Annotated in this window: 19 protein-coding genes and 1 pseudogene; 6 read left to right on the top strand and 14 right to left on the bottom strand. The window is 73.0% G+C overall.

Translation table 11 applies throughout. The annotated features are described in order from the left end of the window. Positions 1-510 precede the first annotated feature (510 nt). The 6 genes from pgl to tkt are packed head-to-tail and all read right to left on the bottom strand — an operon-like array spanning position 511 to position 8,844. Positions 511-1,290, bottom strand: a complete 780-nt coding sequence (gene pgl, locus OHB01_RS34590) for a 6-phosphogluconolactonase (RefSeq protein WP_142647481.1) — start codon at positions 1,288-1,290, stop codon at positions 511-513. Next, positions 1,287-2,210, bottom strand: a complete 924-nt coding sequence (locus OHB01_RS34585) for a glucose-6-phosphate dehydrogenase assembly protein OpcA (RefSeq protein ID WP_260617242.1) — start codon at positions 2,208-2,210, stop codon at positions 1,287-1,289. The genes pgl and OHB01_RS34585 overlap by 4 nt, the downstream gene beginning before the upstream one ends. A 46-nt stretch (positions 2,211-2,256) precedes the next feature. Continuing rightward, a complete protein-coding gene (gene zwf / locus OHB01_RS34580) occupies positions 2,257-3,951 on the bottom strand; it encodes a glucose-6-phosphate dehydrogenase (RefSeq protein WP_205830170.1) in 1,695 nt (564 codons plus the stop codon). 46 nt (positions 3,952-3,997) lie between these two features. Continuing rightward, entirely contained in the window at positions 3,998-5,623 is a 1,626-nt protein-coding gene (locus tag OHB01_RS34575) for a glucose-6-phosphate isomerase (protein WP_328854543.1), read from the bottom strand. Positions 5,624-5,630: 7 nt separating this feature from the next. Beyond that, entirely contained in the window at positions 5,631-6,734 is a 1,104-nt protein-coding gene (gene tal, locus OHB01_RS34570) for a transaldolase (protein WP_142647479.1), read from the bottom strand. A gap of 10 nt (positions 6,735-6,744) precedes the next feature. Further along, positions 6,745-8,844 carry a transketolase gene (tkt, locus tag OHB01_RS34565; protein WP_205830169.1) on the bottom strand — a complete coding sequence of 700 codons (2,100 nt, stop codon included), beginning with the start codon at positions 8,842-8,844 and terminating at the stop codon, positions 6,745-6,747. A gap of 253 nt (positions 8,845-9,097) precedes the next feature. Between tkt and OHB01_RS34560 the strand changes: the two genes are divergently transcribed. From OHB01_RS34560 to OHB01_RS34550, 3 genes are all read left to right on the top strand, one after another. Then, on the top strand, positions 9,098-10,051 hold the full coding sequence (locus OHB01_RS34560) for a heme o synthase (RefSeq protein WP_419197555.1): 954 nt from the start codon (positions 9,098-9,100) through the stop codon (positions 10,049-10,051). A 94-nt stretch (positions 10,052-10,145) separates the two neighbouring features. Then, positions 10,146-11,357, top strand: coding sequence for a sensor histidine kinase (locus tag OHB01_RS34555; RefSeq protein WP_168065894.1), 1,212 nt, complete (start codon positions 10,146-10,148; stop codon positions 11,355-11,357). Beyond that, on the top strand, positions 11,354-12,028 hold the full coding sequence (locus OHB01_RS34550) for a response regulator (protein ID WP_142647477.1): 675 nt from the start codon (positions 11,354-11,356) through the stop codon (positions 12,026-12,028). Before OHB01_RS34555 ends, OHB01_RS34550 begins: the two co-directional genes overlap by 4 nt. On the opposite strand, the gene OHB01_RS34545 is transcribed toward OHB01_RS34550, so the two are convergent. From OHB01_RS34545 to OHB01_RS34535, 4 genes and pseudogenes are all read right to left on the bottom strand, one after another. Next, the gene (locus OHB01_RS34545) at positions 11,995-14,091 is read right to left on the bottom strand and encodes an MMPL family transporter (RefSeq protein WP_328854542.1); all 2,097 of its coding nucleotides are present in this window, start codon (positions 14,089-14,091) and stop codon (positions 11,995-11,997) included. The genes OHB01_RS34550 and OHB01_RS34545 overlap by 34 nt on opposite strands. 185 nt (positions 14,092-14,276) lie before the next feature. After that, positions 14,277-14,408 carry a zinc-binding dehydrogenase gene (locus tag OHB01_RS40050; RefSeq protein WP_419197600.1) on the bottom strand — a complete coding sequence of 44 codons (132 nt, stop codon included), beginning with the start codon at positions 14,406-14,408 and terminating at the stop codon, positions 14,277-14,279. A gap of 163 nt (positions 14,409-14,571) precedes the next feature. Continuing rightward, positions 14,572-15,129: pseudogene (locus OHB01_RS40045) on the bottom strand (zinc-dependent alcohol dehydrogenase family protein); the annotation flags it as partial. 360 nt (positions 15,130-15,489) lie between these two features. Next, positions 15,490-16,875, bottom strand: coding sequence for a N,N-dimethylformamidase beta subunit family domain-containing protein (locus OHB01_RS34535; protein ID WP_205830168.1), 1,386 nt, complete (start codon positions 16,873-16,875; stop codon positions 15,490-15,492). A gap of 304 nt (positions 16,876-17,179) precedes the next feature. Here OHB01_RS34535 and OHB01_RS34530 point away from each other — a divergent pair, with 304 nt between their 5' ends. Both OHB01_RS34530 and OHB01_RS34525 read left to right on the top strand, forming a co-directional pair. Then, on the top strand, positions 17,180-18,709 hold the full coding sequence (locus OHB01_RS34530) for a PrsW family intramembrane metalloprotease (RefSeq protein WP_142647474.1): 1,530 nt from the start codon (positions 17,180-17,182) through the stop codon (positions 18,707-18,709). 222 nt (positions 18,710-18,931) lie between these two features. Next, entirely contained in the window at positions 18,932-20,029 is a 1,098-nt protein-coding gene (locus OHB01_RS34525) for a lytic polysaccharide monooxygenase auxiliary activity family 9 protein (RefSeq protein WP_328710367.1), read from the top strand. A gap of 460 nt (positions 20,030-20,489) precedes the next feature. Here the strand turns inward: OHB01_RS34525 and OHB01_RS34520 are convergent, their stop codons facing one another. Together OHB01_RS34520 and OHB01_RS34515 are read right to left on the bottom strand one after the other, a co-directional pair. Next, the gene (locus tag OHB01_RS34520) at positions 20,490-21,188 is read right to left on the bottom strand and encodes a SanA/YdcF family protein (protein WP_328854540.1); all 699 of its coding nucleotides are present in this window, start codon (positions 21,186-21,188) and stop codon (positions 20,490-20,492) included. A 3-nt stretch (positions 21,189-21,191) separates the two neighbouring features. Continuing rightward, on the bottom strand, positions 21,192-22,199 hold the full coding sequence (locus tag OHB01_RS34515) for a COX15/CtaA family protein (RefSeq protein WP_142647471.1): 1,008 nt from the start codon (positions 22,197-22,199) through the stop codon (positions 21,192-21,194). A 95-nt stretch (positions 22,200-22,294) separates the two neighbouring features. Between OHB01_RS34515 and OHB01_RS34510 the strand changes: the two genes are divergently transcribed. After that, positions 22,295-23,071, top strand: coding sequence for a GntR family transcriptional regulator (locus OHB01_RS34510; protein WP_328854539.1), 777 nt, complete (start codon positions 22,295-22,297; stop codon positions 23,069-23,071). Between the two features lie 44 nt (positions 23,072-23,115). Here the strand turns inward: OHB01_RS34510 and OHB01_RS34505 are convergent, their stop codons facing one another. Together OHB01_RS34505 and OHB01_RS34500 are read right to left on the bottom strand one after the other, a co-directional pair. Continuing rightward, positions 23,116-24,027, bottom strand: coding sequence for an EamA family transporter (locus OHB01_RS34505; protein ID WP_142647470.1), 912 nt, complete (start codon positions 24,025-24,027; stop codon positions 23,116-23,118). A 168-nt stretch (positions 24,028-24,195) separates the two neighbouring features. Then, on the bottom strand, positions 24,196-24,912 hold the full coding sequence (locus tag OHB01_RS34500; protein ID WP_142647514.1) for an ABC transporter permease: 717 nt from the start codon (positions 24,910-24,912) through the stop codon (positions 24,196-24,198). Positions 24,913-24,936: the final 24 nt, after the last annotated feature.

Raw genomic sequence — 24,936 nt, 5'->3', positions numbered from 1 at the left:
CCACCAGGTGCGGGCCACCAGGTGCGGGCCACCGGCCGCGGACCACCGGCTGTGGACCACCGGCCGAGGCAGAGAGCCGGCGCGTGTCTCGCCCTGGCGCAATTGCTAGATGCGGCATGGAATAGGGCCCGTGGCTCCGGCCCACGCCGGCTACGGCTCGTACCACATGATCGGGGTTTGAGGAGCGGCGGCGCGGCTCGGGAGACCGAACGACCGGGAGATGGCCGTGGCCGGGGAGACGGAACGACCGGGAGATGGCCGTGGCCGGGGAGACGGAACGACCGGGAGACGGCAACGGCAGGAGAGACGGAGCGGCCGGGAGATGGAACGAGCGGGATGGCTATGGCAGGAGAGACGGCGCGGCGGGGAGATGGCCGTGGCCGGGGAGACGGAACGACCGGGAGATGGCCGTGGCGGGGAGACGGCGCGGCTGGGAGATGACAAGAGCCGGGCAGATGGAAACGGCCGGGCGCGGGCATCATGCCCGCGCCCGGCCGTCCTGCCGTGAGCTCAGGGGGAGGCGATCCGCCCCAGCGATGGCGGGATCTTGTGCGCGGCGGCACGGTCGAGCAGGAACAGCGTGCGCTGCCGCCCGCGCGCGCCGGCGGCCGGCACCTGGAACGGTCCGGCGTCGGACAGCGCCATCCTGACCGCCTGGGCCTTTTCCTCGCCCGCCGCGACGACCCAGATCTCCCTGGCGGCCCGCAGGGCGGGGAACGTCAGCGACACCCGGGTGGGCGGCGGCTTGGGCGAGCCGTGCACGGCCACGACCGGCCGCTCCTCCTCGTAGACGGCCGGCTGGCCGGGGAACAGCGAGGCCACGTGGCCGTCGGGCCCCATGCCGAGCAGCAGCACGTCGAACGAGGGCACCGGCCCGTGGTCCTCCGGCCTGGCCGCCTTGGCCAGCTCGACCGCGTACGCGTCGGCGGCCTCCTCGGCGGTCATCCCCGAGTCGGGGCCGGGCATCGGGTGCACCCGGGCCGGGTCGACGTCGACGTGGTCGAGCAGGGCCTGACGCGCCCCGGTCTCGTTGCGCTCGGGGTGACCGGTCGGCAGGAACCGCTCGTCGCCCCACCAGATGTCCAGTGCCCGCCAGTCGATGGCGTCGCGCGCCGCTGTGCCCGCGAGGGCGGCCAGCGTCGCGATGCCCACGGTGCCGCCGGTCAGCACCAGGTGCGCCGAACCGCGGGCCGCCTGCGTGTCCACCAGCCGCGTGATGAGACGGGCGGCCACGGCCTGGGCCAGCAGTTCGGCGTCACGGTGGACGATGACGGTGGGAACGCCGGTCACGACCGTCCCTGCCCCTTCATCTCCGCAAGCCGGCGGATCGCGGCGGCGTAGATCTCGTCGGGGTCGAGCCGGCGCAGCTCCTCGGCGAGCAGTTCCGAGGCCGGCCTGCGGGCCAGGGCGACCCGCCGGTCGGGGTGGCCGGGCCGTGACAGAGTGGCGAGCCTGGCATCGGTCCTGCTCACCGTCAGCTCGCCGCCGCTCGCGATCGACAGCCGTACGCCCGTCAGGCCGGGGCCGCCGGACTCGGCGACCTCGATCGGCGCCTCCAGGCGGTCGCACAGCCAGGCGGCCAGCAGCGGCGCACTGGGGTTGCCCGGCGCGGCCTCCACCACACCACCGGTGACCTTCCCGACGGGCTGGTCGAAGGCGGCGGCCAGCAGGCTGCGCCACGGCGTGAGCCGGGTCCAGGCCAGGTCGGTGTCGCCGGGGACGTAGCTGGCGGCCCGCGAGGAGATCGCGGCGACCGCGTCCGGGGCCGACCTGGCGTCCAGGATCCGGCGGCTGCCGAGATGCCCGACCGGGTCCTTGGCGGGGATCTCCGGGCAGTCGCCCGGCCACCACACCACCACCGGCGTGTCGGTGAGCAGCAGCGGCGTGATCACCGAGTCGGCGTGCTCGGTCAGCTCGCCGTACAGGCGCAGCAGCACGACCTCGCCCGGCGCCGACTCGCCCACGCGGATCTCCGCGTCCAGCCGGTTGGGCTCGGCCGGGTCGCGGTTGATCACCATCAGGATGCGCGAGGGGTGCTCGCGCGCCGCCTCGGTGGCCGCGCGCAGGGCGTCGTACTGTCCCGCCTCGTCCACCACCACGACGAGGGTGAGCACCATGCCGACGGCGGGCGCGCCCATCTGGTGCCGCAGGCGGGTCAGCGTCGAAGAGATCTTCGACGCGGTCGTCTCGGTCAGGTTGAAGGTCGTCACACCGCTCTCCGCTCACTCCACCCCGGACACGGCGCGCTGACAGCGCTCACAGCCGCCTCCAGGCGCGTCCGTCCCTGGCCAGCATCGCGTCGGCCGAGGCGGGACCCCAGGAGCCGGACGCGTACCCCTCGGGCCTGCCCTGGGTGGCCCAGAACTCCTCGATCGGGTCCAGGATCTGCCAGGACAGCTCCACCTCCCGCTGGTGCGGGAACAGGGGCGGGTCGCCGATGAGCACGTCGAGCAGCAGCCGCTCGTACGCCTCGGGGGAGGACTCCATGAACGACTCGCCGTAGGCGAAGTCCATGTTGACGTCCCTGACCTCCATGGCCGTGCCCGGCACCTTGGAGCCGAAGCGCACCGTGATGCCCTCGTCCGGCTGGACACGGATGACCAGCGCGTTGTGCCCGAGGATCTCGGTGTCGTCCTTGCTGAACGGCAGGTGCGGCGCCTTCTGGAAGACGACGGCCACCTCGGTCATGCGGCGGCTGAGCCGCTTGCCCGTACGCAGGTAGAACGGCACCCCGGCCCACCGGCGGTTGGCCACCTCCAGCTTCACCGCGGCGTACGTCTCGGTGGTGGAGTCGGGGGAGATGCCCTGCTCCTCCAGGTAGCCGACGACGGGCTCGCCGCCCTGCCAGCCCCGGACGTACTGGCCGCGGGCGGTGCCGGTGGCCAGGTCGGCGGGCAGCTTGACGGCCCGCAGCACCTTCTCCTTCTCCCGGCGCAGCGCGTCGGCGTCGAAGGACGTGGGGTCCTCCATCGCGACCAGCGCGAGGAGCTGGAGCAGGTGGTTCTGGATCACGTCACGGGCCGCGCCGATGCCGTCGTAGTAGCCGGCCCGGCCGCCGATGCCGATGTCCTCGGCCATCGTGATCTGCACGTGGTCGACGTAGCCGCGGTTCCAGATCGGCTCGTACAGCGTGTTGGCGAAGCGGAGCGCCAGGATGTTCTGGACGGTCTCCTTGCCGAGGTAGTGGTCGATCCGGAAGACCGAGCTCTCGGGGAACACCGCGCTGGTGATCGCGTTGAGCTCCTGGGCGCTCTTCAGGTCGTGCCCGAACGGCTTCTCGATGACGACCCGGCGCCAGGAGCCCTCGGGGCCCCTGGCCAGGTTCGTCCGCTTGAGCTGCTCGATCACGAGCGGGAAGAACTTCGGCGGGACCGAGAGGTAGAAGGCGTAGTTGCCGCCGGTGCCCCGGGTCTCGTCGATCTCCTTCAGCATCATGGCGAGGACGTCGAAGGCGCCCTCGTCGCCGAACTCACCGGGGCAGAAGTGGATGCCCTCGCTGAGCTGCTTCCAGACCTCCTCGCGGAACGGCGTCCGCGCGTGCTCCTTGACCGCCTCGTACGTGACCTGGGCGAAGTCCTCGTGCGCCCAGTCGCGGCGGGCGAAACCGACCAGGGAGAAGCCCGGGGGCAGCAGCCCCCGGTTCCCCAGGTCGTAGATCGCCGGCAGCAGCTTGCGCTTGGCGAGGTCGCCGGTGACCCCGAACAGCACGAGCACGCACGGCCCGGCCACCCTGGGCAGGCGCCGGTCGCGCGGGTCGCGCAGCGGGTTGGCGGCCGCGGTCAGCTCGGTGGTCCCGGTCGTGGCGGCCTGAGCGGCGGCCAGAACCGCACGCTCAGCGCTCGTCAGATCGTCCGCCGCCTGCCGCACTGCCTCTGGTACTGCACCGCTGGGCGCCTCCGGCGCCTGACGGGCGTCGTCGGCGGGGGCCTGCGGCTCCTGTTGCTCCGTCATGTGTCCTCCCTGCGGACGGGCCCTTCGCCTGTAACGCATCGCATGGTCAGAGCTCCTCGGCCACGGAGAGCAGGTGCCTGACCCCGGCGACGCGGTCGGTGAGGTGCAGGCGCACGGCCGGCCTGCCCCGGGACGTCAGGGCGCCCAGGTCGCCCAGCGCCTGGGCGAGCTGCAGCCTGCCCAGCGTGTAGGGCTTGCCGGGGACCTCGATGTCGTCGGTCACCGCACCGGTGATCTGCAGGAACACGCCCGACGCCGGACCGCCCTTGTGGTACTGCCCGGTGGAGTGCAGGAAGCGCGGGCCCCAGCCGAACGTGACCGCGTGGTCGGTGCGGTAGTCGAGCAGCGCCCGCAGCGTCGCGACGTCGGCGCTCGCCCAGGTGTCGGTCATCTCCTCGAAGGACGCCTCGCCGACGACCGCCGCGTCGAACGCGGCCTCGCGGTCGAGGTACGCCATGATCGCCAGGTAGCCGCGCTCGGGGATCGCGCGCAGCAGCCAGGTGAGGACGTCGGCCAGGTTCTTCAGGTCGCCCGGCACGTCGCCGTACACCTCGACCGGGCCGTCGGTGAGCACCGGGGTGCCGGTCGGCAGCGGGCCGTCCCCTGCCTCCTGCAGGATCCGGGTGGTGTTCTCCTTCGACTCGGCGACGTTCGGCTGGTCGAACGGGTTGATCCCGAGCACCCGGCCCGCGATCGCAGTGGCGTACTCCCAGACGAGGAACTGCGCGCCCAGCGGGCCGTCGACGGTCGTGCCGCTGTCGGGCCCGATGGTGACGAGGAACTGGTCGTCCGCCTCGGCGGCCTCGGCGCCGACGACGGGCAGGATGCCCTTGCCCTCCTTGCCGGTCGACTCGGCGATGAGCTGCTCGATCCAGTCGGGCAGGCCGGTGATGTCGGACGGCGCGTCGCGCAGGATCAGCTTGTCGCGGCCCTGCAGCGCGTTCGCGCCGAGCAGCGCGCCGAGGTCCAGGCCCGGGTTGCCCTCGTCCTGGGCCAGCAGCGGCCTCACCGCGGCGGCGTCGTCGAGCAGCTTGGTCACGTCGGCGCCCGCCAGGGCGCTCGGGACCAGGCCGAACGCGGTGAGCGCGCTGTAGCGGCCGCCCACGTTCGGGTCGGCGAGCACGACCGGATATCCGGCCTCGATGGCCGTGCGCTCCAGCGGGGAGCCGGGGTCGGTGACGACCACGATCCGCTCGGCCGGGTCGATCCCCGCGTCGCGGAACGCCTGCTCGTAGATGCGCCGGTGGCTGTCGGTCTCGATCGTGCCGCCGCTCTTGCTCGCCACCACCACGATCGTGCGGTCGAGCCGGTCGGCGAGCGCGCGCCGCACCTGGTGCGGGTCGGTCGTGTCGAGGACGGTCAGCGGCACGTCCTCGGTGGCGCAGATCACCTCGGGGGCGAGGGAGGAGCCGCCCATGCCGGCGAGCACCACGTGGTCAAGGCCCTGGGAGCGGGCCCGCTCCACCAGCTCGGCGATCTCCGGCAGCAGCTCCCGGCTGGTCTCGGGCAGGTCGAGCCAGCCCAGCCGGATGGCGGCCTCGGGCTGCGCCTGCGGGCCCCAGAGGGTGGAGTCGCCGGCGGAGAGGGCCGCGGGCACGCCCTCGGCCACGAGCTTGCCCTTGACCGCTTGGACGGCGTCCGCCTCGTCGCCGAGGGTCACCTCGATTGTCATCTGTAGCTCAGGCCTTCCGCAGCTCGCCGTCGACGGTTTCGAGCAGCTCGTTCCAGGACGTCTCGAACTTCTCGACGCCCTCCTCCTCCAGCACGCGGACGACGTCGTCGTAGTCGATGCCGGCCTGCTTGAGCGAGGCCATGACGTCCCACGCCTGCTGGTAGAAGGGGCGGATCGTGTCGCCCGAGATCCGGCCGTGGTCGGCCGCGGCGTCCAGGGTCTTCTCCGGCATGGTGTTGACGACCCCGGCCGTGACGAGCTGCTCCACGTACAGGGTGTCGGGGTAGTCGGGGTTCTTCACGCCGGTGGAGGCCCACAGCGGGCGCTGCGGGTGCGCGCCGGCCGCGCGCAGCGCCTGCCAGCGCGGCGAGTTCATGATCTCCTCGTACGCGGCGTACGCCAGGCGGGCGTTGGCCACGCCGGCCTTGCCCTTCAGCCCGGCGGCCTCCGGCGTGCCGATCTTGTCGAGGCGCTTGTCGATCTCGGTGTCGACGCGGCTGACGAAGAACGACGCGACCGACTCGATCGTGGCGAGGTTGAGGCCGTTGGCCTTCGCCTTCTCCAGCCCGCTCAGCCAGGCGTCCATCACCTGGCGGTAGCGCTCCAGCGAGAAGATCAGCGTGACGTTGACGCTGATGCCCTCGGAGATGGCCTGGGTGATCGCCGGCAGGCCCTCGACGGTCGCCGGGATCTTGATGTGCACGTTGGGCCGGTCGACCAGCCACCACAGCGCGCGTGCCTCGGCGATCGTCGCCTCGGTCTTGCGGGCCAGGCGCGGGTCCACCTCGATCGACACGCGCCCGTCGACGCCGCGGGTGGCGTCGAAGACCGGCCGCAGCACGTCGGCCGCCCAGCGGATGTCGAACGTGGTGATCGCCCGCACGGCCTCCTCGACCGTCACGCCGCGGGTGGCGAGGTCGCGCAGCTGCGCGTCGTAGGCGTCGCCCTTGCTCAGCGCGGAGGCGAAGATCGTGGGGTTGGAGGTGACCCCCGTCACGTTCTTGTCGCGGATCAGGGCGGCGAGGTTGCCGGAGCGCAGCCGCTCCCGGCTGATGTCGTCGAGCCAGATGGAGACTCCGGCGTCCGTCAGCCGCTTCAGATTCTCATTCATCCTTCGTCCCTCAGTTTCCGGTCGTCTCGCCCTTGTCGGCGCCCGTCTTGGCCAGGCTGGCCTTGGCGGCGGCGACGACCCGGTCGGCGGTGAGGCCGAACTGCTCGTAAATCGTCTTGTACGGCGCGGACGCGCCGAAGTGCTCGAGCCCCAGGACCTCGCCCGCATCTCCCACGAACTCGCGCCAGCCCAAGGAGATTCCCGCCTCGACCGCGACCCGGGCCTTGACGGCGGGCGGCAGCACGGTCTGCTTGTAGGCGGAGTCCTGCTCCCGGAACCACTCCACGCACGGCATCGAGACCACGCGGGTCGGAATGCCCTGGGACTCCAGGATCGTGCGGGCCTCGACGGCGAGCTGGACCTCGCTGCCGGTGCCGATGATCACCACCTCCGGCTGGCCGTTGGAGGCGTCCTGCAGGACGTAGCCGCCCCGCGCGACGGCGTCCGGGTCCGTGCCGTCGAGGGTGGGGACGTTCTGCCGGGTCAGGGCGAGGCCCGCCGGGCGGTCGTTGTGCTCGAGGACGGCCTTCCACGCGGCCGCCGTCTCGTTGGCGTCGGCCGGGCGGACGACGTCGAGGCCGGGGATCGCGCGCAGCGCCCACAGGTGCTCGATCGGCTGGTGGGTCGGGCCGTCCTCGCCGAGACCGATCGAGTCGTGCGTCCAGACGTAGGTCACCGGCAGCTTCATCAGCGCGGCGAGCCGCACCGACGGGCGCATGTAGTCGCTGAACACCAGGAAGGTGCCGCCGTAGGGGCGGGTGCCGTTGTGCAGCGCGATGCCGTTCAGGATCGCGCCCATGCCGTGCTCGCGGATGCCGAAGTGCAGCGTGCGGCCGTACCGGTTCCCGGGGAACTCCTTGGTCTGGTACTCGTCCGGGATGAAGGACGGCTCGCCCTTCATCGTGGTGTTGTTGGACTCGGCGAGGTCGGCCGAGCCGCCCCACAGCTCCGGCAGCACCGGTGCGAGCGCGTTCAGCACCTCGCCGGACGCCTTGCGCGTGGCGACCTGCGAGCCGATCTCGAACGACGGCAGCGCCTTGTCCCAGCCCTCCGGCAGCTCGCGCTTGGAGATCCGGTCGAACAGCTCCGCCCGCTCGGGGTTGGCCTCGCGCCAGCTCTGGTAGCCCTTGTCCCACTCGGCGCGCAGGGCCCGGCCGCGCTGGACGACCTCACGAGCGTGGCCGAGCACCTCGTCGGGAACGTCGAAGCTCTTTTCGGGGTCCATGCCGAGGACGCGCTTGGTCGCGGCGACCTCGTCGGCGCCCAGGGCCGAGCCGTGGATCTTGCCGGTGTTCTGCTTGTTCGGCGCCGGCCAGCCGATGATCGTGCGGAGCTTGATGAACGTCGGCCGGTCGGTCTCGGCACGGGCCGCCTCGAGCGCGGCGTACAGCTCCTGGACGTCCTCGACGTACTCGCCCGTCTTGGTCCAGTCGACCTCCAGGACGTGCCAGCCGTACGCCTCGTAGCGCTTGGCGATGTCCTCGGACAGGGCGATCTGGGTGTCGTCCTCGATGGAGATGTGGTTGGAGTCGAAGACCACGGCCAGGTTGCCGAGCTTCTGGTGACCCGCGAGGGCGCTGACCTCGTGGCTGATGCCCTCCTCGAGGTCGCCCTCGGAGGCGAAGCACCAGATCATGTGGTCGAACGGCGAGGCGCCGGGCGCGGCGTCCGGGTCGAACAGGCCGCGCTCGCGGCGGGCCGCCATGGCCATGCCGACCGCGTTGCCGATGCCCTGGCCGAGCGGACCGGTCGTGGTCTCCACGCCGGCCGTGTGGCCGTACTCGGGGTGGCCCGGGGTGAGGCTGCCCCACTGCCGGAGCGCCTTGAGGTCGTCCAGGGTCAGGCCGTAGCCGGACAGGTAGAGCTGAATGTAGAGCGTCAGGCTCGAATGCCCGCAGGAAAGGACGAACCTGTCTCGTCCGACCCACTTGGGATCCGAGGGGTCATGACGCAGGACCCGCTGGAAAAGAAGATAGGCAGCGGGGGCGAGGCTCATCGCGGTGCCGGGGTGACCCGATCCCGCCTTCTCCACGGCGTCCATCGCCAGGGCTCGCACGACGTCGACCGCCTGCCGGTCAAGATCACTCCACTCAAGGCTTGCGCTGCTCAACTGCTCGATCCCCTCTTTGTATTCGCGCCGGTTCTGGCATTTCCCGCCCACAGGGGACCCTAACGGGTTCCTCGTAATACCGTTTGGTAGCCACCTCGGTGGCGACACCTGCGGCTTCGGCCCCGGTTCGGGGACCACCTGCGGTGGCGACTACAGTGATTGACCAAGTGCCGGCTGCCGCCCGGAGACAGGCTGCCCGGAGATCCGCCCTAATCAGAGGTTACGCGTTGACCCCGCACGTGTTGGAAGCGCCTTGACGGTCCTGACGAACAAGCAGACGGTGACCCCGCTGGGGTCCACCGCGACGGCCACGGCTCCCCGCTCCATCGGGGCGCTCGTGAAGGCCTACGTGGCGCTCACCAAGCCCCGGATCATCGAGCTGCTGCTGATCACGACCCTGCCGGTCATGTTCCTCGCGGCGCATGGCCTGCCCGACCTGTGGACCGCCACCGCCACCATGGTGTTCGGCACCCTGTCGGCGGGCAGCGCGAACGTCCTGAACTGCTACATCGACCGGGACATCGACCGGACGATGCGGCGCACCCGCAGGCGTCCGCTCGCCAAGCACGACGTGTCGCCGGCGGGCGCGCTGGTCTTCGGTGTGATTCTCGGCACTCTTTCCACGCTCGGGCTCGCCCTCACGGTCAACGGGCCGGCCGCGATGCTGTCGCTGGGCGCGATCCTGTTCTACGTCTTCGTCTACTCGCTGGTGCTCAAGCGGCGTACGTCGCAGAACATCGTGTGGGGCGGCATCGCCGGCTGCATGCCGGTGCTGATCGGCTGGGCCGGCATCACCGGCACGCTGTCGTGGGCCCCGGTCGTGCTGTTCGGCGTGGTGTTCTTCTGGACGCCGCCGCACACCTGGACGCTCGCCATGCGCTACCGCGAGGACTACGCCGCGGCCGAGGTGCCCATGCTGCCGGTGGTCGCCACCGAGCGCCGGGTCGTCCGGCAGGTCGTCGCCTACACCTGGGCCACCGTGCTGTGCTCGCTGCTGCTGTGGCCGATCGCCGGCACGTCCCTGCTCTATCCGGCCGCCGCGGCCGTGCTCGGCGCGGTCTGCCTGGTGGAGGTCTACCGCCTGCTCGGCCGCGTGAACGCCGGCAAGACCGGCGTCGACCTGCGCCCGATGCGGTTCTTCCACTGGTCGAACATCTACCTGGCGCTGCTGTTCCTCGCCGTCGCGATCGACTCCCTGATCGCCTGAGCCGTTCCCGCCCGGCCCGCCTACGCCGGGTGTGCGACCGGAATACGTCACAGCGCTGATGCCGCCGGGCGTGTCCTTACGTACGTTCGGAGTCATGGAACGGATGGCGGCGTGGCGCGCCGCACTGGTTTCGGGCGGCGCGCGGCCCGGCGGAGGTCCGTGGCGGGTGGCGCCGCTCGACGTCCTGTTCGCGGCCGTCCTCGGTGTGCTCGCCGCGCTCGGTACGGCGTCCGCGCTGAGCGAGCGCGGCCTGCGGCTCGACGCGGCGGGGTGCGCGCTGGTCGGGGTGGCGGCGGCCGGGCTCGTGGCGCGGCGGGCCTGGCCGCTCGCCGCCCTCGTGGTGACCTTCGCCGCCACGATCGCCTTCCTGGCCCGCGGTCACCCGTACGCCCCGGTGCTCGAACTGACGTCGGTGGCCGTGTACTCCGCCGCCGCCTGGCGGCCGGAACGGGTGTCCGGGGTGGCGCTGGCGGCGGTGACCGCCGCCTACCTGTCGTTCTCGTCCTGGACGGGCGCGCCGGACGCGCCGGAGATGGGCGTGCCCGCGCTGGCCGCGCTGTGGCTCGTCGCGCCGTGGACGGCGGGGGTGGCCGTGCGCGCCTACCGCCGGGTCAGGACGCGCGCCGCCGAGGCGGAGCGCCTCGGCCACGTCCAGGAGGAGCGGCTGCGGATGGCGCGGGAGGTGCACGACATCGTGGGCCACAGTCTCGCCGTGATCAACATGCAGGCGGGGGTGGCCCTGCACGTGCTGCACCGGCGCCCCGAGCGGGCCGAGCAGTCGCTGCAGGCCATGCGGGAGCTGAGCGCCCAGGCTCTGGAGGAGCTGCGGGTCGCGCTGCGGTCACCGCCGGGGACGCTGCCGGGGACGCTGCCGGGGACGGGGCTGGCCCCGGTGCCGGGGCTGGACCGGGTGCCGGAGATCGTCGAGGCGGTGCGGCGGGGCGGCCTGGCGGTGGACCTGGTCGTCGAGGGGACGCGGAGCCGGGTGCCCGCGGCGGTGGACCTGGCCGGATATCGGATCGTGCAGGAGTCGCTGACCAATGTGGTGCGGCACGCCGGCGCCTCCCGGGCGGAGGTGAGGGTGGCGTACGGACCGGAGACGGTGTCGGTGACGGTGACCGACGACGGCACCGGCGGCCTGGGGCATGACGGCGACCGTCAGGGGAGCGGGCACGGCCTGCCCGGCATGCGGGAGCGCGCGGCGTCGGTGGGCGGCACCCTGGAGGCCGGCCCGGGCCCCGGGGGCGGCTTCCGGGTCCTGGCGGTCCTGCCGCGCGATCCCCGGCCCGCAGGGGACCGGATATGACGCCCCCGGAGGCGCCCATACGACTGGCCGTCGCGGACGACCAGGCGCTGGTGCGGATGGGCGTGCGCATGCTGGTGGAGGACGAGCCGGACATCGACCTGGTCGCCGAGGCTGCGGACGGGGCCGCCGCCGTGGCCGCCGTCCGCCGGTGGCGCCCCGACGTGGTCCTGATGGACATCCGGATGCCGGTGCTCGACGGGATCGAGGCGCTCCGGCGGATCGTCGCCGAGGCACCCGCGACCCGGGTGGTCATGCTGACCTCGTTCGACCTGGACGACCACGTGTTCGACGCGCTCCGGGCAGGCGCGTCGGGCTTTCTGCTCAAGAGCGCGGAGCCGGACGAGATGCTGCGGGCGGTGCGGGTGGTGGCCGCGGGAGAGTCGCTGCTGTCGCCCGCGGTCACCCGCCGGGTGATCGCGCGGTTCGCCGGCCGGCCGGGCCCGCCCGGCGAGGCCAGAGTGCGGCTGTCGGCGCTCACCGAGCGCGAACGCGAGGTGGTGGGGTGGGTCGCCGCCGGCCTGTCCAACGACGAGATCGCGGGCCGGCTGGTGGTCAGCGCCGCCACCGTACGCACCCACGTGGGCCGGGCCATGACGAAACTGGGCGCACGGGACCGCGCCCAGCTCGTCGTGTTCGCCTACCAGGGCGGGCTGCCGATCCCCGAGGGCTGACCGAACGGGCGCGGCGCGGGCGCGGGACGGGCGGGCCACCAGGTCGCCGGGCCGATGTCGAGCGCCAGGGCGGGGACCAGGACCGTGCGCACCACGAACGCGTCCACGAGCACGCCGAGCGCGACCAGCAGACCGAGCTGGATGTTGAGGACCACCGGGGTGATGGTGAGCACCAGGAACGTCGCGGCGAGCACGACGCCGGCGCCGGTGATGACGCCCCCCGTCGCGACGAGGGCCGTGACGACGCCGTCCCGGTGCCCGCGCTCGCGGACCTCCTGCCTGGCCCGGGCCATGAGGAAGATCGTGTAGTCCACGCCCAGCGCCACCAGGAAGAGGAACCCGAGCGTGAGCACGGTCTGGTCGGTGCGGGCGAACCCGAGAGCGTGGAACAGCAGCGCGGACAGGCCGAGAGCGGCGCCGGACGAGAGCAGGGCGCAGCCGAGCAGCAGCAGGGGCGCGACGGCCGCGCGGAGCAGGACGCCGAGGACGAGGGTGACGACGCCGGTCACGAGCGGCACGATCACCGCCAGGTCGCGGTCCATCGCGGCGTCCCGGTCGAGCAGCGCCGCCGTCTGTCCCCCCACCAGTGCGTCGGGCACGGCCCGGGCGAGCCGCGCGCGCAGGCCCTCGACCGACCGCCGGGCCGGGTCGCTCGACGGAGGGTCGGCGAGCACGGCGGTGATCCGCGTCCAGCGGCCGGAAGCGGACGTCTCCGCCGGGCCGGACGCGGCGAGGCCGGGCGCCGTACGGGCCAGCCCGGCGGCCGTCGCGGCGGCCCGCGCGGGAACGTAGACGAGGACGGGCGCGGTGGCGCCGCCGGGGTAGTGAGCCCGCACGACCTCCTGCCCGGCCGCCGACTCCGGAACGCGGGTGAAGTTGTCGCCGCCGTCGAGGACGCCCACCCGCAGGAAGGCCGTGCCGCAGGCCAGCGCCGCGAGGGTGAGCCCGGCCACCGCCCAGGCACGGCGCGGCCGCCCGGAGACGAGCCGCCCCGTCCACCGCCAGATGTGCGCCGTACGGGCGCCAGGGGCCGCACGACGGGGGACGGCGGGCCAGAACACGCCCCGGCCCAGGGCCGTGAGGAGCGCGGGCAGCAGGGTGGTCATGGCCAGCAGCGCGGCCACGACGGCGATCGCCGCGAGCGGGCCGAGCCCTTTGGTGGAGTTCATGTCCGCCGCGAACAGGGCCAGCGCGGCGAGGGCCATGGTCGCGGCGGAGGCCGCCACGGACGGCGCCGTGCGTCGCAGCGCCAGAGCCATCGCCTGGTGCCGGTCGGAGTGCTCCGCCAGCTCCTCCCGGTATCGGGAGATCAGCAGGAGCGCGTAGTCGGTGCCGAGCCCGAACACCAGGACGATCATCAGCGCCGCGCCCGAGCCGTTGACCACGACGCCCGCTTCGGCGACCAGGACGGCCCCGGCCTGCGCGGCCACCACGCCCGCCGCGACGCAGGCGAGAGGGACGAGCGGCAGCACCGGGCTGCGGTAGGTGACGAGCAGGAGCAGCGCGACCACCGCCACGGTGACCAGGGTGAGCGTTCCGTCGACCCGGCCGTTGGCGTCCGCCGCGTCCGCGCGGGAGGCGGCGGGCCCGGTGGCGGCGGCGGTGAGCCCGGCGGGCAGCCCGGCCCGCATGATCTCCCGTGCCCGGGCCACGATCCGCGTCGCCTCGCCGCTCTCCATGGCGTCGCCCGGCACCGGAACCGTCAGTGTGAGCGCCGCGCCGTCCGCCGAGGGCGCCGGCCCGGTCACGTCCCCGAGGGCCCGGAGCCGGTTTCTGTCATCGAGCACCGCCGCGCGGTCGGCCGCGCCCAGGCCGCCCTGCCGCGCGTAGACGAGCACCAGGGCGCTGTCGCGGGCCGCGGGGAACTCCCGCCGGGTCAGTTCCACGGCCCGGGTCGACGGGGCCCCCGACGGCATCCAGCTGGTCTCGTCGTTGTCCTGCGCCTGCCCGATCCCCGCGGCCAGCACGCCGAGGGGGACGATCACCGCCAGCCAGACGGCGATCACCGCCCACTTGCCGACCCGCCCCGCGGGCAGACCGGCCAGACGTCGCAACGTCTCCATCTCGCACCTCTCGTCGTCTGCGAAGAGAGGTCCAACGCTGGTGCGCGGAGGGTGTCGCGGGCGTCCCCCGGGGAACGTCACGTGCGGCTACGCCGCGGCGCGTACGCCCCCCGGGCCGTCCGCCGTACGGGCCAGGGGAGTGGGTGTGGCGGCGCCGCGACGTCGCCCGGGACGTCCGCGCCGGGTCAGACGGTGATGACGACCTTGCCGAACGCCTTGCCCGAGGCGTAATAGCGGTAGGCGTCGTGGGCCTGGTCGAAGGGGAACACGCGGTCGATGACCGGGTGCAGGCCGTTGACCTCGACGGCTCGGTTCATGGCGAGGAACTGGGCGCGGCTGCCGACCGCGACGGAGCGCACGGTCGCGCCGGAGGCGAAGAGCGTGCGCGCGTCGAGCGGGGGCGAGGTGGCGGAGACGAAGCCCGGCCATCGCGACCGCCTTGAGGGACTGTTCCAGCAGGCCGGCGACGTCGATGACGCGGTCGGCGCCCCGTCCGCCGGTGAGCTCGCGGACCCTCGCGGGCCAGTCGGGGACGGCCCGGTAGTCGATGACCTCGTCCGCGCCCAGGCCGCGCAGGCGGAGCGCCTTCTCGGGGCTGCTCGTTGTGGCGATCACCCGGGCGCCGAGCGTCTTGGCGAACTGCAGGGCGAACAGCGACACCCCGCCCGATCCCTGCGTCACCATGGTCTGGCCCGGACGCAGGCCGTCCGCGCCGGTCACGGCGTTCCAGGCGGTGACCGCGGCGCAGGGGAGCGTCGCCGCCTCCTCGTAGGACAGATGGCGGGGGACCGGCACCAACGCGTCCGCGCCGATCACGGCGCGTTCGGTGAGCATGCCGTCCAGTGAGCCCCCGCGCTGCGGCAGGTGCTCGACGCCGAAAGGGCCGTCCTGCCAGCTCGGGAAGAGGGTGGCGGCGACCCGTTCGCCGATCCGCCGGGAGTCGACCCCGGGCCCGACCGACACGATGTCGCCGGCCCCGTCGGATATCGGCACCACGTCCGGCTTCACCGGCAGGACGTAGTCGCCGTTGGCGATCATCAGTTCGCGGAAGCTCAGAGACACGGCGCGTACGGCGACGACGACCTGACCGGCGCCGGGGACCGGGTCGGGGTGGTCTCTGACCGTCAGGCCCGCGAGCCCGGCGCCGCTGTCGAGGTGGTAGCTGCGCATCGTCAGGCCCGGGCCTCGGGGGCGTGGTGGACGAATGCGTGGTTGAAACGGCCGATGACCTCGGCCGTGGTCCGTTGCGGCACTTCGGCTCCTTCGCAGTGAATAGAACGTTCGGTCTACGGTTTATATCGACCAATCGATCTACTCGTCAACGGACAGGCCTGTGGCCCGGCGACGCCGTGCGCCGGGCGGGCGGGGAAGAGGTCCGTTCGTGAGGGGGCCGCAGCGTCAGGCGCGGTAGGTCTTGCGTACGTTGTCGTCGGGAGCGGGCAGGTTCTCGGCGGCGGGTCCCTCGGCGAAGCCCTTCAGCAGGTTGGTCGTCGTGGCGGTGACGAAGGCCCGTGTGCGCGCGTCGATCCCGTGCGCCCCCGGCAGGTCGCGGGTGCGCGCCATGAGCGTCTCGGCCCACCGCATGGTGCCCGAGGCGAACACCCCGGCCCCGCTCTCGGCCGTGTAGTAGGCGGCGTCGGAGAAACTGGGCCGCCCCACGCAGGTCACCGGCGAGTGGGCGAGGATCTGCAGCGGCCTCGGCGTCGGCACGTCCGTGTTCACCCGGTCGTACTCCACGCCCACGAGGTGCGGGAACGCGTCGCCGCGGCGCACACCGGTGCCCGCGAAGATCCAGTGGCGGGGCTCGTGCACCACGAACGGCGCGTCCACCGGATAGCCGTCGTAGTAGACCCCGATGAGCGACGACTCGGGATCGGCCTTCGGCGCCGCCCGGAAGTCGGTCGTCGCCAGCGCCGGGCGGGTGCGGACCAGCGGGTCGCGGTCCACCGCGGTCTTGTAGCAGACGACCGTCCTGCCGTGGTCCTCCAGCCGGACGCGGCGGTAGCAGGTGTTGGCGCCCAGGAAGGCCAGGTTGACGCCCGCGTCGCGGGCCTTGGTCACCGTGCGGCGCACCCCGGGCGTCCAGTATTCGTCGTGCCCGAGGAAGATCACCGCGGCCGCGCCGGTGAGCACGTCGTCGCCGGCCTCCAGGTCGCCGCCGGTCGTGTACGCCAGGGGCAGGCCGAGCCGTTCGGCCAGCGCCACCACCGGCCGCTCGTGGATGAGGAACTTCTCCATGCCGGTGGTGTCGTAGGGCCGGTCGAAGCTGACCGCGAGCGAGCGGCTGTCGTAGCGGCCGTCTTCGCCGTAGTAGAGGCTGTAGCCGCCCCACCGGTTGTACGCCTGCCAGGTGGGGGTGGCGTGCACCAGGACCGTACGGCCGGCCCCGGAGGCCGAGCGCACGACCAGCGGCACGTACCGCTGGTGGCCGTGCTCGGTGTCCAGGCGCAGCAGGTAGGCCCCCTCGGGCCAGCCCTCGGTGGACACGGTCAGGGAGCGCCGCCACCCGGCCCGTACGGTGCGGGTGTCGCCGACGAGCCGTCCGCGGCCCTGGTCGCGCCCCTTCAGCCAGCCGGAACGCCACACCCGGCGGGCGAGCGTGCCGCCGTACCAGCCCATCCGGTAGGCCGTCACCCGATAGCGGCCCTCGGTCGTGGAGACGTGCAGGCCGAACGACTCCCCGGGCAGCACGCTCGCGCGGTCGCCGTAGCCCTCGATCGCCTCGTCGGGGCCGCGCCTGCGCACCCGCCAGTCCGGGTCGCCGGGCAGCAGCCGTTCCGCCACCGGTTTCCTGGACGGCGACGGGGACCCTGAGGAGGGCGACGGGGAGGCGGGCGCGGAGCCTTCCCGGGGCCCGGGCGCGCATGCGGCGACCGAGCCGACGGCGGCGGCGCACGCGATGCGGAGGAAACCGCGTCGTCCGAGCCCGTCTGGTGGTGCGACATCCATGATCGCCCATTCTGCCCGGAACCGGCGCGTGCTCGGGACGGCGGCGCGCCTGCCCGATACCCGCCCCGGCACGGATTGCATGGGGATCTTTTGAGGCCCGAGGAGGACCTCGGCGGGTTTGGTCGGTTACAGTCACACAGTGGCAGGCCTCGACCCCCGCGCCGTTCTCAGGGAGCGTCCGTCCATCGGCCTCATCGTGGGTCTGGTCGTCGCCGGAATCTGCGCTCTCGTGTCGTTCTCCTTCGACATCATCAACGGTGAGCCGGTCCAGTTCTTCATCGCGCTCGGGCTCGCCGTGGCCCCCGTGCCGCTGCTGCTCGCGGGCGTGCTCGCGCTCGACCGCATGGAACCGGAACCGCGCAACAACCTGATCTTCGCGTTCGCCTGGGGCGCCGGCATCGCCGTGCTGCTCGCCGGCGTGCTCAACTCGCTCAACCTCGTCTACGTGGCCCACCAGCTCGGGGACACGACCAGCGCCCGCAACCTCGTCGCCACGTTCGGCGCCCCGCCCGTGGAGGAGACGGCCAAGGGGCTGGTCCTGCTCGGGCTGCTGTGGTTCCGGCGGCAGGAGCTGGACGGGCCCACCGACGGGATCATCTACGCCAGCATGGTCGGGCTCGGCTTCGCCATGTCGGAGAACGTCAGCTACTACCTGGCCGCGCTGGAGGAGAACGGCGCGCAGGGGCTGGCCGCCACGCTCGTGCTGCGGGCCGTGCTGTCGCCGTTCGCCCATCCGCTGTTCACCTCCCTGATCGGCATCGCAGTGGCGTACGCCGCGCAGCGCGGGGGCGCGGTGGGGATCGTCGTCATCGTCATCGGGTGGATCGGGGCCATGCTGCTGCACGGCCTCTGGAACGGCTTCGCCTCCTTCGCCGGTCTCGGCGGGCTCGCCATCGCCTATCTGCTGCTGATGATCCTGCTCGTCGTCGAGCTCATCGTGATCTTCCGGGACAGACGGCGGATCGTCGGCCTGATCCAGCACTACCTGCCGCCGTACGAGCGCAACGGGCTGATCAACCAGGCCGACATCTTCATGCTGTCGTCCCTGCGCCGGCGGCGGCAGGCCCGGGCGTGGGCCAAGGCCCACGGCGGCAGGGCCGGGGCACGGGCGATGATCGACTATCAGATCGCCTCCACCGAGCTCGGGCTGCTGCACGCCCGCGCGGCTCGGGGCGGGGTTGACGAGGAGACCTTCCGCGCCCAGCAGCGGTCGCTCGCGGATCTCATGGCGTACGCCCGGCTGTCGTTCCCGCTGCCGGAGCGCCACCAGGCGAACGCCGCGCGGGGCGTGCCCCCGCCGGGGTACGCTCCGGGCGCCCCGACCGCGAACCGGTGGCCCGGTGGCGGCCAGGCCGTGCCGCCCTGGTACGGGCCGGGGCCGCAACCGGGCGGTCCCCAGCCGGGCGGTCCTCAGCCGGGCGGGCAGCAACCGGGCGGGCAGGGGTACGGGCCTCCGCCGGGTGGGCCGCCTCCCGGATACGGGCTCCCGGGCGCTCCCGGGCAGCCGCCGGGCCCGCAAGGCCCGCCGCCGGGTCCGCAACAGGGGCCTCCGTACGGCCCGCCACAGCGTCCGCCACAGCGTCCCCCACAGGGGCCGCCACCACAGGGCCCGCCGCAGTGGCCGCAAGAGGGTGGCCCGGGCCCTGCGCCCGGCGACCCCCGGCGCTGACTCCGCGCCCGGGCGGGGCCGGGCGGGGCCGGGCAAGATCGGGCGCGGCTTGGCCCGGACGGCCCGCGCGTGTTTCAATCGCTGTGCGCGGTGGCCACTTGATGGGTGGGCTCAAGGAGGGCGTGCGGCGATGCCGCATGCGTTCTTCTCGTACGACAGCCCCCTGACGGCGCGACCTTCCCCGGAAGGCGTGCCCGCCCATCATGAGGAGAACCCCCAACCATGAGCACCACAGCGCAATCCCCGCGTCGGAGATCGCTGTCCCTGAGGTCCGGACGCAAAATCGCCGTGCTCGCCGCGGTGGCGGCCGTGCTCGCCGGCCTCGTCGCGGTCCTGACGCAGACCGCGGCCGAGGCGCACGGCGCCCTCCAGGCCCCCGCGAGCCGCACGTACGCGTGTTACACCGACGGCCTCACCGGCGGCCAGATCATCCCCAAGAACCCCGCCTGCGCGGACGCCGTGGCGGCCGGCGGCACCCAGCCCCTCTACGACTGGTATGGCGTGCTCCGCTCCGACGGCGGCGGCCGCACCCGGGGCTTCATCCCCGACGGCCAGCTGTGCAGCGGCGGTTTCAGCAAGTACTCCGCCTACGACGCGCCCAGGACCGACTGGCCGACCACCACGCTGAAGGCGAACAGCATGTACGACTTCGTCTACGGCGCGTGGGTGCCGCACCCCGGCGGCTTCAAGCTCTACGTCACCAAGGACGGCTGGGACCCGACCAAGCCGCTCACCTGGGACGACATGGAGGAGCAGCCGTTCCTCACGGTCGACCCCGAGCCCGAGGTCAGCAACGGCGCCTACCGCTTCTCCGGCAGGCTGCCCGACAAGAGCGGCCGGCACATCATCTACGCGGTCTGGTATCGCTCGGACAGCCAGGAGACCTTCTACGGCTGCTCGGATGTGAACTTCCTCCGCGACGGCGCCTCGCCGAGCCCCTCGCCGAGCGCCTCGCCGAGCGCCTCGCCCACCGGGAACCCGTCGCCGAGCCCGTCGCCCTCGACCTCCCCGACGGCCGGGAACCCGGCCTGCACGGCCACGGTGAAGCTGACCAACACCTGGCCTGGCGGCTTCCAGGGCGAGGCCACGATCACGAACACCGGCACGGCACCGCTCAACGGCTGGTACATGCAGTGGCAGATGTCGAACGGCGCGACGATCACCCAGGCGTGGAACGGCACGTCCATGCAGAGCGGGCCGTTCGCGATGATCCACGCTCCGGAGTGGAACAACTCGCTGGCCCCGGGTGCATCGGCCACGGCCGGGTTCCTCGGCAGCGGGTCGGCCACGCCGGCGATCAGCGACATCAGCTGCGGCTGAGCGGGGCCTGATCGCGCCCGGCTCGACGGCCCGGCGCCGGAGTGAGTCAGCGGGAGGCGCCCGGGAAGCCGTCACGGCGGCTTCCCGGGCGTTGCGCGATGGGTGGGCGGAGGAGGATCCGCTCGTACCCGCGGTGCGATAGCCACTGTGGGTGTGGCCTCACCTCCCTCGGGGGATGGTGGGAGCGCTCCCACGTGGCCGGACCCTAACGCGCCGAGCCGTCACCGGCCAGTGGACACGCCTTCACTCGTCCTGTCCGCCCAGCTCAGCATGGCTCGCCCGATGAAAGTTTCGCCGCGGCGCCCCGCCCGCCGCCCCGCTCGTCATGCCGCCTGCCGCGCCGCCGGTCCCAACCTTTTGCATGCCGCCGCCTCGCTGTTCCTCGTGCCGATCGCCGTACCGCCCGATCTGGCGGCTGTGTGAACCGTCCGCCACTCTGCGCGCGCCGGGCGGGGTGCGCTCAGCTCGTCAGCGCGCGGTCGAGCGCGGTCTCGCGGCGGCCGAGGAACTGCGGTGAGGAGTGCAGGACCAGGCTGTCCAGCAGGGCCTTGGCGGATGCGGGGAACTCCCTGACGGCGTAGGCCACCGTCTCCACCGGCCAGTCGCGGCTGGAGTCGTCGCCGACGCCGAACGCGTCGATTCCCGCCGCGCGGCACAGCGCGACGGCCCGGGGAAGGTGGAACTCCTGGGTCACCACGACGAGGCGGGAGGCGTCGAAAATCTCCTTGGCCCGTACGCAGGAGTCCCACGTGTCGAACCCGGCGTAGTCGAGCACGATCTTCTGGGCCGGGACGCCGTGCGCGATCAGGTAGTCACGCATGACCGAGGGCTCGTCGTAGTCCTTGCGGCTGTTGTCGCCGGACAGCAGCAGGGCCCGCACCTTGCCGGTGCGGTACAGCTCGGCCGCGATGCCGAGCCGGGCGGCCAGCATCGGGCTGGGTTTGCCGTTCACGACGCCCGCGCCCAGCACGAGCGCGGCCGGCATCGCGGGCACCTCGGCGACCCAGCCTGCGCCCGGCTCCGCCGTCACCCGGTGGGCGGAGCTCGCCAGCCAGGCCCAGGTCATCGGCAGCAGCGGCAGCACGCTCAGGGCGGCCAGGGCCTGGAAGCCCCGGCGCTGTGCCGTACGCGACCAGGTCCAGGGGTGCGGGACGCGCATCCCTCAGACTCCCGCGGTGTGGAGCTCCGGCTGCCGGTGGGCGGGTGCGGGGGCGGGACCCCGGGTCCGCATGAGGAAAACGACGCGCAGCGTGCAGACCCACACGAGCGTGGCGCCCAGCACGTGCAGGAGCACCAGGGCCGCGGGGACGGCGAGGAAATACTGCACATACCCGATCACGCCCTGGGACAGCTCCACGCCGAGCAGCACGAGCGCGGCGCGCCGGGCGCGGGCGGGGGAGCCGGAGACGTGCAGGGCGAACAGCAGGGCGAACGTCAGCCCGACGACGACGTAGGCGATGTCGGTGTGCAGCCGCACCACGTCCTGGATGTCGAAGCCGAAGCGGGAGGCCGCCTCGTCTCCGGAGTGCGGCCCGGTGCCGGTCACCACCACTCCGGCCAGCAGCAGCACGAAGGCGGCCGCGCTCAGCGCGTACGAGAGCGTGCGGATGTCCCTGTGGACCACCCGCTTGGCCGGGGCGTCGCCCTCGCCCGCCCGCGCGAACAGCACGACGGCGGCGGCGATCATGCCGATGGACAGCAGGAAGTGGACGCTGACGGTCACCGGGTTGAGCATCGTGTGGACCACGAGCCCGCCCCACAGGGCCTGGACGAGGACGCCGGCCGGCTGCACCAGCGCGAGCCGCAGCAGGACCGGACGGCCGTGTTCCCCCCTCGACAGCTGCCAGGCGGCGATCACACACGCGGCCGCGACCGCGAGCACGAGGAACGACAGCAGGCGGTTGCCGAACTCGATCGCCATGTTGATCGGCGCGTGCGAGTCGATCTTCGCCGGCACGAAGCTGTCCGGCGTGCAGCGCGGCCAGGTCGGGCAGCCGAGGCCGGAGCCGGTGACGCGGACGGCGGCGCCGGTGACGGTGATGCCGACGTTGACCACGATCGCCGCCAGGGCCCACCGCCGCATCGACTCGTTCGTGGGAAACCGCACCGAGCGATAAAGGGCGAGCAGCGAGCCGCGGATCCGGTCAGTCGTGGGATTCACGGAGTTCATCGTAGGCGGCCCTGTCGGTGGTCCCTTCTCCGGCCCGCGCGCCGTCCGGCGGGTCCGCCTGGGGCCGCGCCGTCCCCGGTCCTCCCGGTCGGCCCGTGATCGTTTCCCCCGGCAGGGGCCGGTACGATCGGCCGTACGCGACCGAGGAGGGCGGTGGCCGGTCGATGGGCGGGGTGTGGAACGGACCGGCGAGTCGCGAGCGTGACGACCTCGGCGCGCCGGGCGCCGGAACACGGCAGAACCTGCGCGAGCAGGTGGCGCAGGCGCTGCGGGACGCGCTGGTGGCGGGGGAGATGCGGCCCGGTGTCGTCTACTCGGCCCCCGCGCTGGCGGCCAGGTTCGGTGTCTCGGCCACGCCGGTGCGGGAGGCGATGCTCGACCTCGCCAAGGAGGGTCTGTTCGAGGCCCTGCGCAACAAGGGCTTCCGGGTCGCCGAGGTGTCCGAGCGCGACCTCGACGAGATCATCGAGATCAGGCGGCTGATCGAGGTGCCCACGGTGGCCCGGCTCGCCGGGGAGTCCCTAAGCGAGCGGGCCGAGACGCTGCGCCCGATCGCCGAGGAGATCGTCTCGGCCGCCGGAAGGGGCGACCTGCTCGCCTATGTGGCCGCAGACCAGCGGTTCCACCTGTCGCTGCTGGCCCTGTCGGGCAACGCCCGGCTGGTCGAGACGGTCAGGGACCTGCGTGCCCGGGCCCGGCTCTACGGGCTGCGCGGGCTGCCCGACGCGCGGATGCTGGCGTCCTCGGCGCGCGAGCACCTCGACCTTCTCGACGCCGTCGTACGCGGTGACGCCGAGGCTGCCGAGCGCCTGATGAACCACCACCTGCAGCACGTGCGCGCGATCTGGTCGGCCGACCCGCCCCCGGCCTGAACGGTACGACGGCCTGAACGGTACGACGGCCTGAACGGTGCGGCTCAGCCGTCCCCGGCGCGGGTGGCGCCGATGGAGGCGATGACCACGCAGCCGATGGCCGCCCACTCGCGCACCTGGAGCACCTCGTGCAGGACGAGCAGGCCGACGAGCGCGGCTGCGGCGGGCTCCAGGCTCATCAGGATGCCGAAGACCCGCTTGGGCATCCGGCGCAGGGCCTCCAGCTCCAGCGAGTAGGGGATGAACGAGGAGAGCAGGCCCACCCCCGCGCCGAGCAGCAGAAGCTCGGGCCGCAGCAGCTCGCTCCCGCCTGAGCCGATCCCGATGGGCGCGACGACGATCGTGGACACGATCATGGCGAACGACAGCCCGCTCGCGCCGGGGAAGCGGGCGCCGGTGGCCGCGGAGAGCACGATGTAGGCGGCCCAGCACGTGCCCGCCAGCGCGGCGAAGCCGATCCCCACCCAGCTCGCGGTGCCCGCGTCCCCCCAGGGGGCGAGCAGGATCACGCCCGCGGCGGCCAGTCCCACCCACAGCAGATCGAGCCGGCGGCGGGAGGACACCACGGCCAGGGTGAGCGGGCCGATGAACTCGATGGCCACCGCGATCCCGATCGGCATCCGGGCGAGTGCCTCGTAGAACGACAGGTTCATCAGGCCGAGGCTGAGCCCGAACGCGACGCCGACGGCGAGGTCGCGCCGCGACAGCCCGCGCACCTTGGGCCGGGCGACGGCCAGCAGCATGACGGCGCTGGTGGCGATGCGCAGGAAGACCACGGCCGAAGGGGACAGCTCCGCGAAGAGGTTCTTGGCCAGCCCGGCGCCCACCTGGACCGACAGGATGCCCAGCAGCACCAGTCCCGACGGCGGTATCGCGTCCGAGGCGGCCCGCAGCGCCCTGATCGGCGACGGCCTCATGCGATACGGCTCGGCTCCCGGAAGGGACTCAGCGGTCATGCCGGCAACCCCACATAAAGGCATTGATCACAACAAACGCCCGCAATCATATGCGCAGGCTGTCAGGTCGCAGGTGAGGGCCCCGGCGTCGTCACGCCACGCGACCGGTGTCACTCAAGCAGTCCGGTGTCACTCTCCCAGCGGCCCGTGTCATTGCCGGTGCCCGTGTCATTCCCAGCGGAAGGTGCGGGCGGCGAGGGCGAGCGCGGCCACCGTCCAGCACAGCAGCACGAGGAGCGCGCCGCCGGGGAAGCCGCCGCCGGCGCTCAGGACGGTGCGCAGGCCGGAGGTGAGCGCGCTGATCGGCAGCAGCCCCAGCACGTGCTGCACCCCCGCAGGGAACCGGTCCAGCGGGAACAGCACGCCGCCGAGCCCGAGCAGCACCAGGTAGACGAGGTTGGCCCCGGCCAGGGTGGCCTCCGCCCGCAGCGTGCCGGCCATGAGCAGGCCGAGGCCGCTGAAGGCCGCCGTGCCCAGCAGGAGGAGCGGCACGGCCCACAGCGGGTCGCCGTGCGGGGACCAGCCGAGCGCCAGCGCAACCGCGGCGATCACCACGACCTGCAGCACCTCGACGGCGACGACCGCGACGGTCTTGGCCAGCAGCAGCCCGGCCCTGGACAGCGGGGTCGCGCCGAGGCGCTTGAGCACGCCGTACCTGCGTTCGAAGCCGGTGGCGATGGCCTGCCCGGTGAACGCGGTCGACATGACCGCGAGCGCGAGGATGCCGGGGGCGACGAAGTCGACGCGGGCGCCGTCGCCGACGTCCACCAGCGGGGCCGTGGAGAACCCGACGAGCAGCAGGATCGGGATGATCATCGTGAGCAGGAGCTGCTCGCCGTTGCGCAGCATGGCCCGGATCTCCGCGCCCGCCTGGGCGAGGACCATCCGGTGCAGCGGCGCGGCCCCGGG

It is taken from the genome of Microbispora hainanensis (assembly GCF_036186745.1).
GTDB lineage: Bacteria > Actinomycetota > Actinomycetes > Streptosporangiales > Streptosporangiaceae > Microbispora.
Note: the sequence above shows the minus strand (reverse complement) of the source record. Positions and strands in the feature narration are given on the sequence as shown.

What these genes read in the sequence shown, in the direction of transcription:
- zwf (WP_205830170.1), bottom strand. Translation starts at nt 3,951, where the DNA reads ATGACGGAGCAACAGGAGCCGCAGGCCCCCGCCGACGACGCCCGTCAG.
- OHB01_RS34575 (WP_328854543.1), bottom strand. Translation starts at nt 5,623, where the DNA reads ATGACAATCGAGGTGACCCTCGGCGACGAGGCGGACGCCGTCCAAGCG.
- tal (WP_142647479.1), bottom strand. Translation starts at nt 6,734, where the DNA reads ATGAATGAGAATCTGAAGCGGCTGACGGACGCCGGAGTCTCCATCTGG.
- OHB01_RS34555 (WP_168065894.1), top strand. Translation starts at nt 10,146, where the DNA reads ATGGAACGGATGGCGGCGTGGCGCGCCGCACTGGTTTCGGGCGGCGCG.
- OHB01_RS34550 (WP_142647477.1), top strand. Translation starts at nt 11,354, where the DNA reads ATGACGCCCCCGGAGGCGCCCATACGACTGGCCGTCGCGGACGACCAG.
- OHB01_RS34545 (WP_328854542.1), bottom strand. Translation starts at nt 14,091, where the DNA reads ATGGAGACGTTGCGACGTCTGGCCGGTCTGCCCGCGGGGCGGGTCGGC.
- OHB01_RS40050 (WP_419197600.1), bottom strand. Translation starts at nt 14,408, where the DNA reads ATGAACCGAGCCGTCGAGGTCAACGGCCTGCACCCGGTCATCGACCGC.
- OHB01_RS34525 (WP_328710367.1), top strand. Translation starts at nt 18,932, where the DNA reads ATGAGCACCACAGCGCAATCCCCGCGTCGGAGATCGCTGTCCCTGAGG.
- OHB01_RS34520 (WP_328854540.1), bottom strand. Translation starts at nt 21,188, where the DNA reads ATGCGCGTCCCGCACCCCTGGACCTGGTCGCGTACGGCACAGCGCCGG.
- OHB01_RS34515 (WP_142647471.1), bottom strand. Translation starts at nt 22,199, where the DNA reads ATGAACTCCGTGAATCCCACGACTGACCGGATCCGCGGCTCGCTGCTC.
- OHB01_RS34505 (WP_142647470.1), bottom strand. Translation starts at nt 24,027, where the DNA reads ATGACCGCTGAGTCCCTTCCGGGAGCCGAGCCGTATCGCATGAGGCCG.
- OHB01_RS34500 (WP_142647514.1), bottom strand. Translation starts at nt 24,912, where the DNA reads ATGGTCCTCGCCCAGGCGGGCGCGGAGATCCGGGCCATGCTGCGCAAC.